The 18,748-nt window shown below is 33.7% G+C and carries 19 protein-coding genes; 15 read left to right on the top strand and 4 right to left on the bottom strand.

Translation table 11 applies throughout. From position 1 onward, the window contains the following. The 9 genes from V4538_03090 to V4538_03130 form a co-directional block, all read left to right on the top strand. A partial coding sequence (locus V4538_03090) for an RHS repeat-associated core domain-containing protein (GenBank protein MES2379998.1) occupies nt 1-851 on the top strand: 851 nt, incomplete at its 5' end. Between the two features lie 34 nt (nt 852-885). Next, entirely contained in the window at nt 886-1,296 is a 411-nt protein-coding gene (locus V4538_03095) for a hypothetical protein (GenBank protein MES2379999.1), read from the top strand. Nucleotides 1,297-1,611: 315 nt separating this feature from the next. Then, nucleotides 1,612-2,979, top strand: coding sequence for an RHS repeat-associated core domain-containing protein (locus V4538_03100; protein ID MES2380000.1), 1,368 nt, complete (start codon nt 1,612-1,614; stop codon nt 2,977-2,979). Between the two features lie 11 nt (nt 2,980-2,990). Then, on the top strand, nt 2,991-3,803 hold the full coding sequence (locus tag V4538_03105) for a hypothetical protein (protein ID MES2380001.1): 813 nt from the start codon (nt 2,991-2,993) through the stop codon (nt 3,801-3,803). Continuing rightward, nucleotides 3,799-4,653, top strand: a complete 855-nt coding sequence (locus V4538_03110) for a colicin E3/pyocin S6 family cytotoxin (GenBank protein ID MES2380002.1) — start codon at nt 3,799-3,801, stop codon at nt 4,651-4,653. The genes V4538_03105 and V4538_03110 overlap by 5 nt, the downstream gene beginning before the upstream one ends. A gap of 1 nt (nt 4,654) precedes the next feature. Next, nucleotides 4,655-4,900 (top strand): hypothetical protein, encoded by a 246-nt coding sequence (locus V4538_03115; protein MES2380003.1) that lies wholly within the window; start codon nt 4,655-4,657, stop codon nt 4,898-4,900. Between the two features lie 43 nt (nt 4,901-4,943). Then, entirely contained in the window at nt 4,944-5,117 is a 174-nt protein-coding gene (locus V4538_03120) for a hypothetical protein (GenBank protein ID MES2380004.1), read from the top strand. 449 nt (nt 5,118-5,566) lie between these two features. Next, a complete protein-coding gene (locus V4538_03125) occupies nt 5,567-6,160 on the top strand; it encodes a hypothetical protein (GenBank protein MES2380005.1) in 594 nt (197 codons plus the stop codon). An 87-nt stretch (nt 6,161-6,247) separates the two neighbouring features. After that, nucleotides 6,248-6,664, top strand: coding sequence for a hypothetical protein (locus V4538_03130; GenBank protein MES2380006.1), 417 nt, complete (start codon nt 6,248-6,250; stop codon nt 6,662-6,664). An 82-nt stretch (nt 6,665-6,746) separates the two neighbouring features. Here the strand turns inward: V4538_03130 and V4538_03135 are convergent, their stop codons facing one another. Further along, nucleotides 6,747-7,307 (bottom strand): hypothetical protein, encoded by a 561-nt coding sequence (locus tag V4538_03135; GenBank protein MES2380007.1) that lies wholly within the window; start codon nt 7,305-7,307, stop codon nt 6,747-6,749. 325 nt (nt 7,308-7,632) lie between these two features. Between V4538_03135 and V4538_03140 the strand changes: the two genes are divergently transcribed. Then, on the top strand, nt 7,633-8,085 hold the full coding sequence (locus V4538_03140; GenBank protein MES2380008.1) for a hypothetical protein: 453 nt from the start codon (nt 7,633-7,635) through the stop codon (nt 8,083-8,085). A gap of 82 nt (nt 8,086-8,167) precedes the next feature. Here V4538_03140 and ung read toward each other — a convergent pair whose 3' ends face one another. Continuing rightward, nucleotides 8,168-8,842, bottom strand: a complete 675-nt coding sequence (gene ung, locus V4538_03145; protein ID MES2380009.1) for a uracil-DNA glycosylase — start codon at nt 8,840-8,842, stop codon at nt 8,168-8,170. Nucleotides 8,843-9,015: 173 nt separating this feature from the next. Continuing rightward, nucleotides 9,016-9,225, bottom strand: a complete 210-nt coding sequence (locus V4538_03150; GenBank protein MES2380010.1) for an alkylphosphonate utilization protein — start codon at nt 9,223-9,225, stop codon at nt 9,016-9,018. A gap of 157 nt (nt 9,226-9,382) precedes the next feature. Here V4538_03150 and rsmH point away from each other — a divergent pair, with 157 nt between their 5' ends. Both rsmH and V4538_03160 read left to right on the top strand, forming a co-directional pair. Continuing rightward, nucleotides 9,383-10,432 (top strand): 16S rRNA (cytosine(1402)-N(4))-methyltransferase RsmH, encoded by a 1,050-nt coding sequence (gene rsmH, locus V4538_03155; GenBank protein MES2380011.1) that lies wholly within the window; start codon nt 9,383-9,385, stop codon nt 10,430-10,432. A 99-nt stretch (nt 10,433-10,531) separates the two neighbouring features. Beyond that, nucleotides 10,532-12,646 carry a glycoside hydrolase family 97 protein gene (locus V4538_03160; protein MES2380012.1) on the top strand — a complete coding sequence of 705 codons (2,115 nt, stop codon included), beginning with the start codon at nt 10,532-10,534 and terminating at the stop codon, nt 12,644-12,646. A gap of 233 nt (nt 12,647-12,879) precedes the next feature. Here the strand turns inward: V4538_03160 and V4538_03165 are convergent, their stop codons facing one another. Further along, nucleotides 12,880-13,596, bottom strand: coding sequence for a pyridoxine 5'-phosphate synthase (locus V4538_03165; protein ID MES2380013.1), 717 nt, complete (start codon nt 13,594-13,596; stop codon nt 12,880-12,882). Nucleotides 13,597-13,695: 99 nt separating this feature from the next. Here V4538_03165 and V4538_03170 point away from each other — a divergent pair, with 99 nt between their 5' ends. The 3 genes from V4538_03170 (at nt 13,696) to guaB (ending at nt 18,709) form a co-directional block, all read left to right on the top strand. Next, nucleotides 13,696-14,526: a S1-like domain-containing RNA-binding protein gene (locus V4538_03170; GenBank protein MES2380014.1), complete on the top strand. Its 831-nt coding sequence runs from the start codon at nt 13,696-13,698 to the stop codon at nt 14,524-14,526. A 97-nt stretch (nt 14,527-14,623) separates the two neighbouring features. After that, nucleotides 14,624-17,128 (top strand): response regulator, encoded by a 2,505-nt coding sequence (locus V4538_03175; GenBank protein MES2380015.1) that lies wholly within the window; start codon nt 14,624-14,626, stop codon nt 17,126-17,128. A gap of 108 nt (nt 17,129-17,236) precedes the next feature. Beyond that, a complete protein-coding gene (gene guaB / locus V4538_03180; GenBank protein ID MES2380016.1) occupies nt 17,237-18,709 on the top strand; it encodes an IMP dehydrogenase in 1,473 nt (490 codons plus the stop codon). The last annotated feature ends 39 nt before the right edge of the window (nt 18,710-18,748 follow it).

Raw genomic sequence — 18,748 nt, forward strand, 5'->3', positions numbered from 1 at the left:
AACTAGCTAGTTTCACTTTAGAAGAAGTAGAGGCGGAGAATGGGTATCGCTTTGGCTTCAATGGTAAGGAAAAAGACGATGAGCTAAAAGGTGATGGTAATAGCTACGACTTTGGGGCTAGGATGTATGATGCGAGATTAGGTAAGTGGCTGAGTTTAGATCCTTTGGAAGCTAAATACCCAAGCCATTCTGCATACAGCTATTCAATTAATAGTCCGATTAGATATCAAGATATTGACGGAAATGTTATTGTTGATGCTGCTGGAAATATTGCCGTGTTTATTAATAATGCAGGTAAACCTGAGTTCACAAAATATGCAACTGAAGATATAAAAACTACTATTAGTTTAATGACAAAAACGGATGTCGGAACTAAAATTGCAGAACAAATGATAACAAGTTGTAACAATATTAAGATAGTTATTGATACTAAGACCTCTGGTATTTGGGATAATAAAGAAAAAAAGTTCGTAGAAGAAACAAATGAAAATACATTTACAAAATACGGAAAAACAAGCACAGATACGCGTCCTAAAGATGGTACACTACCCGATGTTACAATTACTGTATATAAAAAATCATTTGAAAGAGATGCAAATAGTAATAACCCGGATTTAGTAAATTCTTTTGGTGAGAGTTATGTTCAAGTACCACAATTTAAATCTGAGGATTTGATGGGAGGGACATTTGTTCATGAAGGAACACATACTACCGATCCAAGTTCAAATAGTCATACTACTACCAATCCAAAAAATATAGAGGACTTACCAAAACAAAAACAATTAGAACATTTTAGAGAACTAGATAAAAATGAAAAAAAAGATAGAATACTTGACAAAGGAGAATATTAAAAAATTTAGTATCACTTGTTTCTGCATATTTTTTATGAAAATAGGTTTTACTCAAAATACTATAGATACATCAATAGTTAATATTGTTGAGAAATATCTATTGCAAAAAGAAAGTGGATTAGAGCTAGTAAAATCAAAACAATATTTCATAAAGTTTATTCAATCAGCTGCTAAAGAAAAAAGTAATATTGATATATTTTATTTTGGGGAAGGCTCTACTCATATAGGATTTGATATTATACTCTTTTATAATAGAACAGATAAAAAATCTGTTTTTGTAGACCCTTCATCAGAAAATATTTTAGAAACGATGATTTTGTTAAATAATACTCTCTATGACATAGAAGGTTTAAAAGCTGCAAATATTAATTTGTGTTATAGATTAGTAATTGATAACTATGTTGAGGAACCTAAACAGCAGTTTTTAAAACCAAAGAAAAAATAAACTTGTGGTAGTGTACCATGGTAGTGTACCATTTGTCACTTTTGAATATTGTGATTTTATAAATAGCTGAAAAACAAAATAAAGTGGAGTTAAGTATCCAATAAAAGAGAGTAGTTAATTTTCCTCTCTTTTATTTTAAAAACGTGTTAGGGAGCATTATTACTAGGTTTGTATTTTCTTGGTGTACCATTTATCACTTAAAAAACCATGAATTGTCAATACTGTAAAGGAATTTGCTTAGTTAGTAGTAGTTAAAATTTATTTAATCAATTCATATTAAAAGCAATTCCTTTTTTATATTATTGAGTTTATAAAATGCTAACTAAATACCCATTATATTACCATTCGTTCGGGGCTCCAATGGCTACTCGTAACAAACAGGTAAGCAGTGTGTTAGTGACAAAAACCGTGAGCGAAAGTTCGTTTTCAAGCGGTGTTGACGGGTGGGTAGCAACCAGCAATGCAACCTTAAGCAATGTATACGGTAACATACGTGCAACCGTAACAGCCTTAAATGCAGGTATGCAAAAAACCTTTAGTACCGAGGCAGGCAAAACCTACCGCATCATGTTTAAAGTAAACCTACGTGGCTGGCCATACATGTACGTAAAAGATGTCGCGAGTACCACAAACTTAATAAGCATAACAGATTTCATGACCCCTGGTGATTACAGTTATATTTTCACTGCTACCGGCTTTGAAACCAATATAATATTCCACGAAGCAGGTAACCCAAGCGGTAGTGTGCAATTAGCTAGTTTCACTTTAGAAGAAGTTGATGCGGAAAATGGGTATAGGTTCGGCTTTAACGGTATGGAAAAGACGGATGAGATGTATGGTGATGGGAGTGAATACTCTACAGAATTTAGACAATATGATGCTAGGTTAGGTAGATGGATGAGTATTGATCCAATGTCTAGTTATTTCCCTTGGCAAAGCCCTTATGCTGCGTTTGATAATAATCCTATTTTAATAAAAGATCCCAAAGGCTTGGCTGGGGAAAGCAGTAATGCTGACCCTGATAAAAAAATGAAACGCCAAACTAAAAGATTTGAAAAGTTGAAAGCAAAATTAGCGGACAAATATGGTGAAGGAAGTGATAAATATAATAGTGAATTGGCTAGAATTGGAAGCAGGAGGCGTTATGGATCTTCTTTAGTATTTCATCAAAAGCATAGTTCGCCTCAAGTGTCGAGTGGAAGCACTGGATCTATTAACCGTGATTTTGCATTACAATTTGATAATACAAAAGCAACATACCAAAGTGAAAAGATTATGGGTGGATTAGACCCATTGGCCCGACCAAATTATGTTGCACCAGGTGAAGTTGCCGGAGAGGTTTCATTTGAGGTTAAAGTAACAGATGGACAGAAAGTTTTTTTAAGTTCAGCGACAACTGCAGGATTGCAAGTAGAAGTACTAGTAAATGGTCAATCTACGTACAATTTTTCAGAAGCTCCTCAACCTGCTTGGGATGAAAAGAAATATACGGATCAAGATATTAGTCACCCTAAACTTGTGGAGTATAAATCAATTGCCATAAATACAGGTAGTAGTAGCCCACAAATTGTTGTAATAACATTTAAAGCAACTTATACTAATGTTGGTTCTAAAATTCATTATAGAGGTTATGCACCAAGATTAACTGCCGCTAAAGTTTCTGTAGGTACAATAAGTAATTAAATTTAAGAAAGATGAATAAGAGTAAATTTTTGATTTTAGTTTTAGTGTTTAATTGTTTTATAGCTAAGATAAAATCACAGGAAATATTAAATATAAAAGATTCGCTTAATAGGAAACAAGGAGAGTGGATTGATTTTTATGATGTCGGTTGTAAAAAAATTAAGTCCAGAATTTATTATCATGATAATAATAAAGATGGTAAAGCCTACTTTTATAATAAAGTAGGTAAATTAAAAGAACTTGTTTATTATAAAGAGAATAGAATTATTCTTTCAAAGGAATTTTATACAGATAATAAGAGAGAAGGTAAAGTTAAAACGGTCAATGGAATAAAATTTAATCCATCATTATCTAAACTTAGATATGAGATTGATTCTTCTAAGATTAAATCGGATAAAATTAATCTAACTGACCCATCAAATAATAAAACAGGTATTTGGCATGAGGTTATGTTTGCAAGTTTTTTTAATGTACCTGGATATTCAGAGTACTATATCGTAGGATATTATTTGGCAGGGTCAAGACATGGAATAACCAAGTATTACAATTATGATAATCATAATCTAAAATTTGAAGCCAATTATAAAAATGGTATTTTAGATGGAATATTTAATGTTTATAATAATGATGGTAATATTATAGTTATGTATAATTATGTTAATGGTCTTAGAGATGGTGATTACACCGCATTTTACGATAATGGCAAAATCAGATATAAAGGAACTATGAAAGATGATAAGTTATTTGGTGAATATTTTGAGTATGATAAAAAGGGAAATTGTATATTACACATTAAAGATGTAAAAATAACGCCTCCATATTAGTGATAGCTATCGCTTCGGCTTCAACGGTATGGAAAAAACGGATGAAGCATATGGCATTGGAAATGAGTATTCTACAGAGTGTAGGCAGTTTGATTCAAGATTAGGTAGGTGGATGAGTATTGACCCTTTGTTTAGAAACTTTCCTTGGCAAAGTCCTTATGTCGCTTTTGATAACAACCCTATTACAAATACTGATCCGAACGGAATGGCATCTAAACCATCTACTCATAAGGTAAAAAAGGGAGAAACACTTAGTGCGATTGCTAAAAAGAACAATATAAAAATAGAAGACTTAAAAAGTGCCAACAAACAAATAGACTGGAATAGTAAGAACCGTACAGGGAAAAAACAAGATTGGGTCTATGCTGGTGAAACAATTAATATTCCAGGAGAGGTTGAGACAAATGAAAAAACTGAAAAAAAATCAACCGATAATGATAAAGATGAAGCAGGATATAATGCACCACCTAGATCTTTACCAGGCTTTCCTGATTCACAAAAAGTTAAGCCAAAAAACTTTAGAACGAGATGGCGCTTACCAGATGGCGATCTTTTAGAATGGGATGGGCAACATGGAGAACTAGAACGATATAATCCAAAAGGTAAGCATAAAGGGGTTTATTCTCCTGAAGGTGATAGAATTGGGGATGCAGTTCCTGGAAGAAAGATAGAACCAATGCTGAGAATTCCAGATTTAAGCCCTTGGGTAGCACCATTTATAATAGTTCCAGTTACAATGGGATATATAATTTTAAGATCTGCTGAACGTTCTTTGAGAGTTATTACACCTATTATTATTGACCCTAAAATAACGAATCCAGACTATTCTAAACCACATCCAGGATCTTAATATGAAAAATATAATCTTTTTTTTAAATGTCTATGAAAGAGATGGAGAGTCACTTGTTGAAGAGTTTGACATCACATCTATTAGTAAACTAATCGCAAATGAGTTTGGTGTAAATAACCAATTCATACAAGCCCCATATAAAATTGATACTATCAATTTGTATGAAATTTTGTTAAAATATATCACAAACTTAAAAGTATATGATTATAATTCATATGATTTTTTTATAGAATGTTATTCAAGTTAGGAGTATTGTACTGCCTAACAGGTTTATTATATAAATTAAGATAATGGAGTATTTAGAAGAATTACATGATAGTTCAATTCAAAGTATAAGAATTGATTTTGAAAAACAGATTATTTCAGTAGTCGTTTCGATTTATAGTAATGAAACGCAAGATTATTATTCAATTTGTTTAACTTTTTATGAGGTAAGTAATTATAAAATAAATGAAATATTTTAAATGTCTTAGAAGAGTTGGAAATTTATACTTTCGATTATAAAGATAAGAATGGCAAAAAAGAAATTGAATTTATTTTATTAATTGATGCAGGGGAACCAAGTATTAATATAAAGTTTGAATGCGTAAATTTTAAAAGAGAACTTTTGTAAAGTAGGCAATGATTGATAGTGTAAACATTCTAAATAACTGAAAAACAAAATAAAGTGGAATAAGGTATCCATAAAAGAGAGGAGTTAATATTCCTCTCTTTTATTTTATAAATGCGTTAGGGAGCATTATTACTAGGTTTGTATTTTCTTAGTGTACCATTTATCACCTGAAAAGCCATGAAGTGGGTAGTGTACCATTTAGCACCTGAGTTATGAAAGCCCATATTATAAAGGGGAAAGAAACCAAAAGAAAAGAAATTAAGTAACAGAAGAACTAAACTATAGATGTATCCGGAAGTAATGAAGATTAGAAAAAGAGGTTTATTCGTATTTAGTTTATTTATTTTACTAAATATAAGTTCAATTGGTCAAAATAAATTTTTGATTAAATGGGAAAAAGAAAAACTGAACAAAAGAGAAAGAATAATTATGCTTAATGATTATATCTCGGACTTTGCATTATTCATGAATTCAGATTCTAAAAGGATAGATTCAAATTGTATTAGAAGTTCGAATAAAACATACTTTGATAATTATGAAAAGGACAAAGTTTTATTTTACTTTATTAAACTCTATTTAGGAAATGACACTAAATTTAAAGAAAATAATTTGTGTTATTACAGTTTTATTATGAATATAATAAAACTGTCTTCTTTTGATCAACAAAGGCAGTTTTTTCAAAACTATATAATAAGAACTTATTTAGAAGAACGATCAAAGTTTAGAAAAGTATTAGGAGAAAATGAGATTGAAAAGCTTACTCAAATAGTATCCCTTTTTCCTTATAAAAAGGATTTGATTTATTACCAAAAACAGATAAAATTACTTTATAAAATGGAAGTAAAAATGGAAGAAGAAGCAAATCAGAAAATAGTTGATTGTTTTTGTAAATAATATTTCATTTAGTAGCTAGTAAAACATGAAAATAAACTATCCAAATTGTCAGGAGTGTGCGAAATATTTTTAAATATAAAGTAAGTTATGAAAGATAATATTGGTATTTTAATAGAAAGCTGCAAACAAATGGCTAAAGAACTGTTGATAGAGTTTGGGGAGTTTTATCCCTTCGCCTTTGCTTTAGATAAAAAGCACGAAATAATACCTGTTGCTGCATATGAAGGAGAAGAAGTTTTGAGTGTAGAAAAAGAAATAACTCTTCTCGAAAAAGCGCTTAGACATAGTGATAGAAACTTAACATATACAACTGTTATTATTTGTGTTGATGTTTTTACTCCTAATTCTAATGAAAAAAGTAGTGCTTTAGAATTAAGAGTTGATGATAAATTTTATAAGTCTTTTAATGTTTATATTAGATATGAACAATCAGATAATGGAGAAATAAAATTTGAGGAAATTTCAGATGAAGTGCTTGGAAATTTAATTTACTTTCCTAGGTAGTAACTAGCAACTCATAATTAATAAAAACCAAAAAGGCTTCGCTATATATAGCGAAGCCTTTTTGGTTAAAATAAGAAAACACTTATAAAACCTGTTCCTCCTTAGTTTCATTACCCGGCATATCATAAGCCTTAATAACGATTTTATTACCTACTGTACTTGTATTGTCATCAATAACGGTATAGAGCCAATCCAGTTTATTAGCCTGCATCACAGCATTACCCTTTTCAGTGCCCTTGTCATTAGTTATCTCCACACTAACAGATTCCACTTTAAAATCATCCGTTACCCTTATTCGTATAGTATCACCTTTTTTACCCAGATATTTACTTAAATCAATCTCCGTAATATCAGGAGCATTAAAAAAATCAGCCACCGCAATATTATAAGCATTAGGAGCACCGCTACCTTTAGCATGCGTTTCATACTCCGCCTTAATAATAGGGTCAGCCATTTGCGACTTCGCATACAAAACAGCCTGCTGAAACCTTTCCCGTTGATTCTTTTGTGCCACAGTAGGCACTTTACTTGTTGATGGAGCAGTTGCTACAACTGTTTTGTCTCCCACACTGCGAAATACCAGCGTCCCGCCAAGCATTCCACTCAAACCTTTAGTGATAAGGTTTTTGTTTACAATAGCCATAATTTTAGGATTTTAATATATTGATACCTATAACGCAATCATCAAAAAAATAATACTACAGAAAACTATTTTTCAGAAAAAGTATCAAAAACCCCTCATGTTTACCCTTCGTCATTCGTTCGCTCTCCGTTCGCTCTGCTTCGCTTGGTTTTTATCCTTATAAAGAAGGATTCAAGGTGTAAATAACATATACAAAAAGAAAGTAAAAGAGAAGCAAAACATTTTGTATATATGCAAATAAATATAAGTCAAGCCGCCCCAAGTATTAAAAAATGAGTTTGTCAAGTAACCAGCTAAATGTAAAATATGCCAATCAATAAAAAATATGAAAATACAGTTTGCTTTAATATATCTTTTCTTATTGACAGTTGGGTGTACTGATTCAAAAACTAATAATGTTAACAACAATAAAAACCCTAGCAGTATTGCATCAAATACTATAAATGAGAGTAATGATCAAAAAAAGACATCATTTACTCTCTGCGAATCAAGTAAAATATTAGGTGAGTGGAGAGCCCAGGAAGATGAGAAATCAGAATTAACTATCAATAGGAATTTCCTGATTTATAAATATGAAAAATTGAGCATTGATTCACTAGAATATGCGCTCACAGATAAATTAGATTCGGATAAAGCTAATAAGAACCCCTCTTGTTACATTATATCAAAAGATATAAAGGATGATATTACGTTTGAATATGAAATAGTCAGCGTGTCAGAAAAAACATTGACATTAATGAATTTGGATAGAGGAAATTTGTTGGTTTATTTTCGTTAATTTTTGATATAAAATGAAAAAGAGAGTTTGTAACAACTCCCAGCACTCGCTCGCGTGTCGCGAGTGAGCATATAACAACCATCTACCAGTTTATCGGTTTCAAGTGCTGGTGTATTAAATAATTATTTGTTTTACTGAAATGCTTGCAACCGAAAAAACCATTATAGGCAGAAAAAGGAGAGGGATGAGCGGCTTTCAACACCAAATGTTTTGCCTCGTCAATCAGTGCCGATTTACTTTGCGCAAACTTACCCCATAAAATAAATACCACGTGCTTTTTCTCTTCAGAAATACGTTTAATTACTTTATCCGTAAACTGTTCCCATCCTTTTCCCTGGTGCGAGCCCGCTTTATCCTTTTCAACAGTTAAGGTGGCATTCAATAACAATACGCCCTGTTTAGCCCATTCACTTAAGTTGCCATGGTCAGGTATCATAAACTCCGGAATATCTGCCTTTAACTCTTTAAAAATATTTTGCAAAGAAGGAGGTATCGCTACACCTTTATTGACACTAAAACACAAACCATGCGCCTGTCCCACTCCGTGGTAAGGGTCTTGCCCGATAATTACCACACGTACATCCTTAAATGCAGTAAGGTCAAAAGCACCGAATATCTGCAGTCCCGGTGGGTATATTATTTTACCGGCCTGTTTTTCCTGTTTCAAAAAAGCAACAAGATTATTGAAATAAGGCATGTCAAACTCATCTTTTAATACCTCTTTCCAATCTTCGGCAATAGCAACTTGCGTAGTCATTTTATTTTAAAAATTTAAGGCACAAAAAAACATTTTATATGTTATTAGCCAACTAAAATTAACCACATTGGCTCTCTTTGCCCTGTCCGTGGTTGTGTGTCTTCACCAACCACATTTATTTCTCACACTCCTTGGCTAGCGCGAGCGTCCGCTCGTGTTATCATTTAACCTTATTACGACTTCTTTAAAAAGCAAGTTTTCAAAACCATCGTAGTTTTCTCCACCCTGCCTTCTATTTCCTCTTCACTATCTGTTAAGCGAATGTTTTTCACAATAGTTCCCCTCTTAATAACCGATGAAGAACCCTTTACTTTTAAATCCTTAATTACATTCACAGAATCACCTTCTGCCAATAATGTTCCGTTGCTGTCCCTTACTTCCATAGTTTTGTTTTTTGAGTGGTAAATAATTAATGCACCAAAAGTAAAGTTATACTTTTAAAAACGAATTTGATATAAATCGTTAAAGTATGGAAATAGCATGTATAGAGTACCGCAAAATTTCTATATACGTTTATAAGATAATTGTTAATTTTACCCGATGGAAAATGAGGGTTCAAAACCACCACGCAGAGTCAGGTATAAAGGTACCTATCCAAAAGCATTCAAAGAAAAGTACAAAGAACTGCAACCCGAAAAGTATGCCGATGATGTAGAAAAAATAATACTGAAAGGTAATACACCCGCAGGTATGCACCGTTCCATTTGTGTAAACGAAATAATGGATTTTTTACAAGTACAACCCGGGCAGGTGGGTTTAGATGCTACTTTAGGTTATGGCGGACACAGTGCAGAAATACTAAAAAATTTAATTCCCAATGGCAAACTATTTGCTACCGATGTAGATGCAATAGAACTACCCAAAACCACCAACCGTTTGTTAAATTTAGGTTTTGGTCCCGAAGTGTTTTTCCCCCGCAATACCAATTTTGCCAATATAGATGCTATAGCCGAAGAAGCAGGCCCACTCAATTTTGTGCTGGCCGATTTAGGTGTTTCTTCTATGCAAATAGATAATCCCGACAGAGGTTTTTCATTAAAAATGGATGGCCCGTTAGATTTAAGGTTAAACCCCAATGCAGGTATACCCGCCAGTCAGTTTTTAAAAACAGTATCGCAAGACGAGCTGGAAGCCATACTGATGGAGAATGCAGACGAACCCGATGCAGATATAATAGCAGAAGCCATTGTAAGCCATATACAAAAAGAAGCAGTATTAGAAACCACTACACAGTTAAAAGACATTATCAAAGAAGCACTAGACTATATTACATCAAACGAAAAAACAGAGCGCATCAAAAAAGCCAATCAAAGATGTTTCCAAGCCCTGCGTATAGAAGTAAATAACGAATTTGAAGTATTAGAGGCGTTTTTAAACAAGCTTCCCGATGCATTGGCACAAGATGGTCGCGTAGCCATATTATCATTCCACTCAGGCGAAGACAGGCGCGTAAAAAAAGCATTCCAGAGCTTTTACCGTCAGGGAATATTTAGCCAGATAGCACAGGATATTATTCGCCCTACACCACAAGAAGTAGGCAGTAACCCAAGAGCACGCTCTGCCAAATTACGCTGGGCTATCAAAGCATAATACTAATTTAAATAAAAGGAACGCATTAGCTATTTCATACCAATAGCAGTGTTAATTTATTATCGTTTTTTATTACTTTCGTTTACAAAGAAAACAAGTATGAATATAAAAAAATGGTATTGTCTGTTAGTAATGCTCAGTTCAGCCGGAGCATTCGCCCAAAGTTTTATGGTAAGCTCGCCCAACAAAAAGATAGCCCTTTCAATAAATCTAACCAACGAAGGAGCTTTGGTTTATGAAGTCAGTTATAAAAACAAACCAGTTGTTGAAACATCAAAGCTGGGTTTTAAAATAAATGAACAAGCCGACTTACTAAACAATTTTAGTGTATTAAGAGTTGACTCAAGCACCTTTAATGAAACATGGCAACCTGTTTGGGGCGAAACCAAAACCATCGTTAATAACTACAAAGAAATAGCCATTACCCTAAAAGAAAAAACAGATAAGCCAAGAATCATGCAATTGGTTTTTAGAGTATTTAATGATGGAGTAGGCTTTAGATATATATTTCCAGAACAACCCAATTTATTCCATTTTGTAGTAGCCGATGAGTTAACCACATTTAACTTAACAGGCGACCATAAAATATGGTGGATGCCGGGCGATTTCGATACCAATGAATATACCTACAATACCTCCCAAATATCAGAGATAGAAAAACTAGCCAAGAAACGCGATGGAGCCATATTTACAGCTACACCCATTAAAGGCGCATTTGTACAAACCCCTTTAATGATTAAAACCAAAGACAACGTGTACATCAATATACACGAAGCAGCTTTAATCAATTACCCAGCTATGGATTTGCAGTTTGATTTAAACACATTTGAAGCAACCACTAAAATAGCAAATGATGCAGTAGGCAATAAAGCCTATATGCGTGCACCTTGCCAAACACCTTGGCGTACTATTATTATAAGCGATGATGCAAGAGACATCATTACATCAAAAACCATTTTAAATTTAAACGAACCCTCGCAACTTACCAATACCGGTTATATTAAACCAATGAAATATGTAGGCGTTTGGTTAGAAATGCACCTTGGTCTTTCAACATGGGATTATGCAGGTACACAAGCAGCCAGCGATGCAGGTTCAGATGGCAAACAAAAAGTAAAAACCAAACATGGAGCCACTACCGCAAACACCAAAAAGTATATAGACTTTGCGGCTAAAAATGGTTTTGGTGGCGTATTGGTTGAAGGTTGGAATACAGGTTGGGAAGACTGGTTTGGTAAATGGAAAGAAGATGTGTTTGATTTTGTAACCCCTTACCCCGATTACGATTTTAAAGGACTGAATGAATATGCACAAAGCAAAGGAGTAGGAATGATTACCCACCACGAAACAAGTGGAAGCGTAACCAATTACGAGCGTTATATGGATACCGCTTATCGTTTAATGGCCAGTGTGGGTAGTCATGCTTTAAAATCAGGTTACGTAGGCCGTATTATACCACGTGGTGAGTTTCATGATGGACAGTGGATGGTAAACCACTACTTACGCGCTATCAAAAAAGCAGCCGACTACAATATAATGGTAGTGGCCCATGAGCCCGTACGTCCCACGGGTTTACACCGCACCTATCCAAATTTTATGGCAGCAGAAGCAGCACGCGGGCAAGAGTTTAATTTTTGGAGTGAAGGCAATCCACCCGAACACGAAACCATTTTACCATTTACCCGCTTAATGGGAGGCCCTATGGATTACACCCCGGGTATATTTAAAATTAAAAAGAGCAGCTATTACCCCGATGCAAAAGAGCAGGTTCATACTACTTTAACCAAGCAATTAGCTTTATACCTAACCCTATACAGCCCCGTGCAAATGGCAACCGATTTACCCGAAAATTACGAAGCCAAACCCGATGCATTTCAGTTCATAAAAGATGTAGCCGTTGATTGGGATGATACCAAAGTAATACATGCCGAGCCGGGCGAATACCTGACCATAGCCCGTAAAGCCAAAGGAACCAACAATTGGTTTTTAGGTAGCATAACCGATGAAAATGCACGCCAGTTAGCCATGGATTTTAGCTTTTTAGATAAAGGAAAGAAATATACAGCTACCATTTACCACGATGCAGATGATGCCAGTTGGAATAACAATCCCGAAGCATACGTTATAGAAAAAATAACAGTTACTTCAAAATCAAAACTAATGTTGAAGCTAGCACCGGGTGGAGGAACCGCCATAAGCATTATAGCGCAATAGCACATTTAATAAAAAAAGCCCATCAATATAATATTGATGGGCTTTTTTTATTAAATATAGTTTTCTATAAATATAAATAATAGGCTTTGCTATAAAACAAAAACTGCCTTAAAAATAATTTCTAAGACAGTTTTTATATGTATTTGTTAGTTGTTTGTAGTGCTAAATTAAGTAAATATTTTCTTAAAATCAATTTTTTATAAAGAAAAATTTAAGATTTAAGAGTAAATGAGTTAAACTAATTTGTTTTTGTATAGCTGAATAGTGTTGTGAAGCCCCAAATAAAGGGCATCGCAGACCAAAGCATGGCCAATAGAAACCTCCGCTAAATGAGGAATATTTTGTTTGAAAAATTGTAAATTTTGTAAACTTAAATCGTGCCCTGCATTAATAGCTAAGCCCAGTTCGTGTGCACGAATAGCAGCCTTTTTGAAAGGAACAATAATTTGCTCCTTATTATTTTCAAATTGATGGGCGTAACTTTCAGTATATAGTTCAATTCTATCAGCGCCACAAAGCTTAGCTCCCTCAATCATATCCATAACAGGATCAACAAAAACAGAAGTTCTGATACCAGCCCCTTTAAAAGTTTTAATAATAGCTTGTAAAAAAGATAAGTTAGTTACCGTATCCCAACCGTGGTCACTCGTTATTTGATTAGTATTGTCAGGTACTAAAGTTACTTGTGTAGGTTTTGTTGCCAATACCAACTCCACAAATTTGTCTTCAAAGGGATTGCCTTCAATATTAAACTCAGTAGTAATTACATTTTTTAAATCCATTACATCCGCATATCTAATATGTCTTTCATCAGGTCTGGGATGAACAGTAATGCCATCCGCTCCAAATTTTTCACAGTCGGTAGCTATTTGAATAAGATTGGGATTGTTGCCTCCACGGGCATTTCTTATAGTAGCAAACTTGTTTATATTAACGCTAAGTTTAGTCAAAGTAAAAGTTCAATTATTCTGCCCACAATCTTACAAAAAAAATAAATTGAACGAGGTTTATAAAATTTAAATAATTTTGACGCATAATATAAATGCATAATGATTCAAATAGGGGAGTATAATACATTAAAAGTAGGTAGAGGTAGCGCACTGGGTTTTTTCCTGGTAGATGAATTGGGAGAAGAGGTTTTATTACCCATTAAATATACTCCCAAGCCATTAAATATTGGTGATACAATGGAAGTGTTTATTTATACCGATTCCGAAGATAGACCCATAGCAACAACACAAACACCCATTGCCATAGTTAATAGTTTTGCATTTCTTAAAGTAGTTGATATTGCAAAGTTTGGCGCTTTTTTAGATTGGGGATTAGATAAAGATTTACTGGTGCCCATTAAAGAGCAAGCCAAAACAATGGTGCTAGGTAAATACTATGTAGTGTATATTACCCTTGATAATAGCAGCCAGCGTTTAATAGCCAGTTCAAAAATAAATTCGTTTTTAAGTAACGAAGAACACGAGTTAAAGTTTAATGAGGAAGTTGATTTAGTAGTTTTTGAAGAAGTAGAGTTTGGTTATTTTGTAATTATTAATTTAAAACATAAAGGATTAATTTATAAAAACGAAATATATACCAAAGTAGCCGTTGGCGATGCTTTAACAGGTTACGTAAAACAAATAAAAGAGGGTAACTTAATAGATGTAAGTTTACAAAAAATAGGCTTCGAAAATATAGATGCAAACAGCAAGTATATTTTAGGTGTTTTAACCCAACAGGGAGGTACACTTAATTTGCACGATAACAGCACGCCTGATGAGATACAAAAACAGCTTAATATGAGCAAGAAAACGTTTAAGAAAGCCATTGGAATACTGTATAGACAGAAATTAATAACAATTAGCAATAGTCAAATTCAGCTAGCATAAATATTTCTCACATAACTAGCTTTTTAAAGGCTACTTGTAATGTTAAGCTTTATTATAATGCTTTTTTCTTTAATTTCACATCCTGATTTATTAAGAAGTGGGAAGAGGATTTTTTTTAATACTTAGTTTTATTTGGGGGGTGGCTGTATTTGCTGACAATGCAAAACAGAGAGATAGTTTATTGGCTAAGCTGAGTAGTGAAAATAAGTTAGAAACAAGAGTCGATTTATACAACCAAATATCTTCCCTTTCGCTTGATATGCCAGAAATGGTCATTCAAAATTCATTAAAAGCCATTGAACTGGCTAATAACTCCACTTACGAAAAAGGACTGAACGAAGCTTACCTCTATTTAGGTATAGGTTTTTGCGAAAGTTCCAACTATGATTCAGCAATTATATACCTGAATAAAGCACTCATACATTTTCAGCAATATAAAACTACACCTAAAAATACAATTAGAGCCAATAATTATTTAGGTATAGCATACGAGTATAGAACCAATTATACCAAAGCATTATATTACTACTACCAGTCATATAATGCAGCCAGCGCAATAGGCGATTCAACCTATATCTTAAAATCAGTTAATAATATAGGCTTGGTTTATTATGCTATGGATAATTATAAACTGGCAGAAAAGTTTTTACTAATGGCTTATAAATTGGCCATTTCAATTAGAAGCGAACTGAGCTTAATGGAATATAATTTAGCTACATTGTATTTAGCACAGAAAAAATTTGCTTTAGCCCTTGAAAAATATAAAAAAGTATTGGTTGATGATTTACAGTCAGGTAACCAAAAAAATATAGCCGAATGTTATAACAATATAGGAGCTTGTTACTTGGGTTTAAATGATTTAAAATCAGCAGAAGCTTTTTTAAGTAAAGGTTTTGAGATAAGAGAAAAAATAAATGATGAAAATGGGCTACGCAATTCATTTGTTGATTTAGCAGATTTAAACATACAAAATGGTCATTACAATGAAGCTTTGATTTTATTAGAGAAAGCCCTTTATATAGCCCAAAAAACAAAAAACAAAAAAGGCATTGTTAGTATATACGATAAATACATTGAGTGCTATAAAACACAAAATAATTTAAAGCAAGCGTTAAATTATACAGAGTTAAAAGATGCCATTTTACAAGAAATTAGTGATGCAGAGGGTCAGATAAAATTAAAGGATTTACAAACAGAAAGTTTAATGAGGCAAAAGGCTGCCGAAAAAGAAGTAGCCACCGCTAAAAAAGAAAACCAGTCATTGGTAAGTACTTTTTTAATTATTATAAGCATAGTACTCATAGTTGGTTTTATATTCTTAACCTTTTCGTTCCTTAAAATAAGAAATCAGAATAGATTATTATTAGCAAGCCAAAAACAACTAGCCTCTAAAAATAATGCGCTACATGCGCAAAATGAGCAAATATTAAAAAGCCAGTTACAAGCACAACAAGCGCTTAAAGTAAAATCAGATTTTACCAGTACCATTAGCCACGAAGTAAGAACCCCGCTTAACGCAATCAATGGTGTTTGTGAGCTGTTGTTAAATAGCGATATTAGCCCCGAGCATATTGAAAATATTAATCTAATGAAAATATCAAGCGATAAATTGATTCGCTTAATAAATGATATTTTAGATTTTAGCCGTTTAGAAAATGGTAACTCAGAGTTTAACCTGACAGAGTTTAGACTTAACCAAATTTTGAAAGGATTGGTTGATTTATTTGTTGTTAAAACCAACGATAAAAAGATAGAGCTAATACTCGATTATGACTTTACAGAAAATGCCATATACAAATCAGACTCATTAAGACTAACACAAGTTTTAGGTAATTTACTAAGTAATGCTGTTAAGTTTACTTCAACAGGCTATATTAAATTAGTAGCTTATCCATTACAAAAAGGAAACTTTAAAACAACCTATCGTTTTGAAGTAATAGATACCGGAGTTGGTATACCTGCCAATAAACAACGCGATATTTTTGAAGCATTTTTACAAATAGATAATTCAAGCACCAGAAGAGTAGAAGGAGCAGGTTTAGGGCTTTCCATTTGCCAGAAAATAATTGAAGCATTTGGTAGCCAGCTACACGTGGAGTCAGAGGTAGGAAAAGGCAGCCGCTTTTATTTCGACCTGGATTTTGAAGTGGTGCAAAGCAATAATGTACTGGAAATTCAAAAGGTTGACCCTATCAATGTTTCATTAGAGAATTGTAATGTGTTGGTTGTAGAAGATACCACTATCAATGTAATGATATTGAAACAGTTTTTGAAAAAATGGAAATGCAATTTTGATGTGGCCGATAATGGAATAAGCGGTATACAGAAAATAAAAGACAATAGATACGATATTGTATTAATGGATATTCAAATGCCCGAAATGGATGGAATAGAGTGTACCAAAGCCATAAGGTTAATGGATAAGCCATACTACAAGCAACTACCAATTATAGCCATTACCGCAGCCAATGAAAGTATGTTACGCAATGCAGCATACCAGGCAGGCATGAACGATTATGTTTTAAAACCGTTTAATCCGGATGAGCTAAAAGAAAAAATGCTAAGAGCCATTTATAATTTCTCGAGTTTACAAAAGCTGTAGAATGCAGTAAACAGTTGAAAGTTGTATTTTTTTGAAAATAAATTTAAAATATTAAAAGTATAAGCTTAAACTTGCACCGCAAATAATAAACCCAATCCATTATTTGCTATGCTTAATCATTCTGAAAAATTTTACACCGAGGGTTTAACCTACGATGATGTATTAGTTTTACCAGCTTACTCGGAAATATTGCCGCGTGACGTAAACACTACCACACAACTTTCTCGCAATATTCAAATAAAAGTACCAATAGTGTCAGCCGCTATGGATACCGTTACGGAAAGCCGTTTAGCTATTGCCATTGCGCAAGAAGGAGGCATTGGTGTTATGCACAAAAACATGAGCATCGACCGCCAGGCAGATCAGGTTCGTAAAGTAAAAAGAAGTGAAAGTGGTTTAATTTTAGATCCGGTTACTTTACACGATAGCGCCACCTTACGCGATGCGCATAAATTGATGACGGAGAATAAAATTGGTGGTATTCCGATTATAAACGATAATGGCAAACTGGTTGGCATTTTAACAAACCGCGATTTGCGTTTTGAAACAGATATGAATAAATCTGTTAGCCAGATAATGACCAAAGATAAATTAATTACCGCACCAGAAGGTACCGACTTAAAACAAGCCGAATTAATTTTACAAAAGTATAAAATAGAAAAACTTCCGGTAGTTGATAACAGTAATGTATTAAAAGGGCTAATTACCTATAAAGATATTTTAAAAGTAAAAGACCACCCGTTTGCTTGTAAAGATAAACACGGGCGTTTATTAGCAGGAGCGGCCGTTGGTGTAACAGCCGATACAGAAGAAAGAATACATGCATTGGTAAAAGCCGGAGTTGATGTAGTAATTGTTGATACCGCACACGGACATTCACGTGGTGTTTTAAATGAAGTAGCACGTATTAAGAAATTATTTTCAAACATTGATATTATAGCTGGTAATGTAGCCACAGGCAGTGGAGCAAAAGCTTTAGTTGATGCCGGAGTTGATGCCGTAAAAGTAGGTGTTGGTCCCGGTTCCATTTGTACTACACGTATTATTGCAGGTATAGGTGTTCCCCAATTAACAGCCGTTTACGAAAGTGCAAAAGCCATTGAAGGCAGTGGAGTACCCATTATTGCCGATGGTGGAATAAGATACAGTGGAGATATAGTAAAAGCCATTGCAGCCGGTGCTAGTTCAGTTATGTCAGGCTCACTATTTGCAGGAGTAGAAGAAAGCCCTGGAGAAACCATTATTTACGAAGGACGTAAGTTTAAATCGTACCGTGGAATGGGCAGTATTGAAGCCATGAAAGAAGGTAGCAAAGACCGTTATTTCCAGGATGCAGAAGATGAAATTGCTAAATTAGTTCCAGAAGGTATTGTTGGTATAGTTCCGTTTAAAGGCACCTTAAAAGAAGTAGTGTATCAGTTTGTAGGAGGCTTGAGAGCAGGTATGGGTTACTGTGGTGCAGCAACTATTACCGACTTGCAAAAAGCAAAATTTGTAAAAATTACTTCAGCAGGTGTTAAGGAAAGCCATGCGCATGATGTACGTATTACCAAAGAAGCGCCAAACTATTCAAGAAACTAACAAAGAGTAACATTTTTTATATAATGATAGCTGGTTTCT

The organism is Bacteroidota bacterium, assembly GCA_040388375.1.
GTDB lineage: Bacteria > Bacteroidota > Bacteroidia > UKL13-3 > UKL13-3 > JAAFJM01.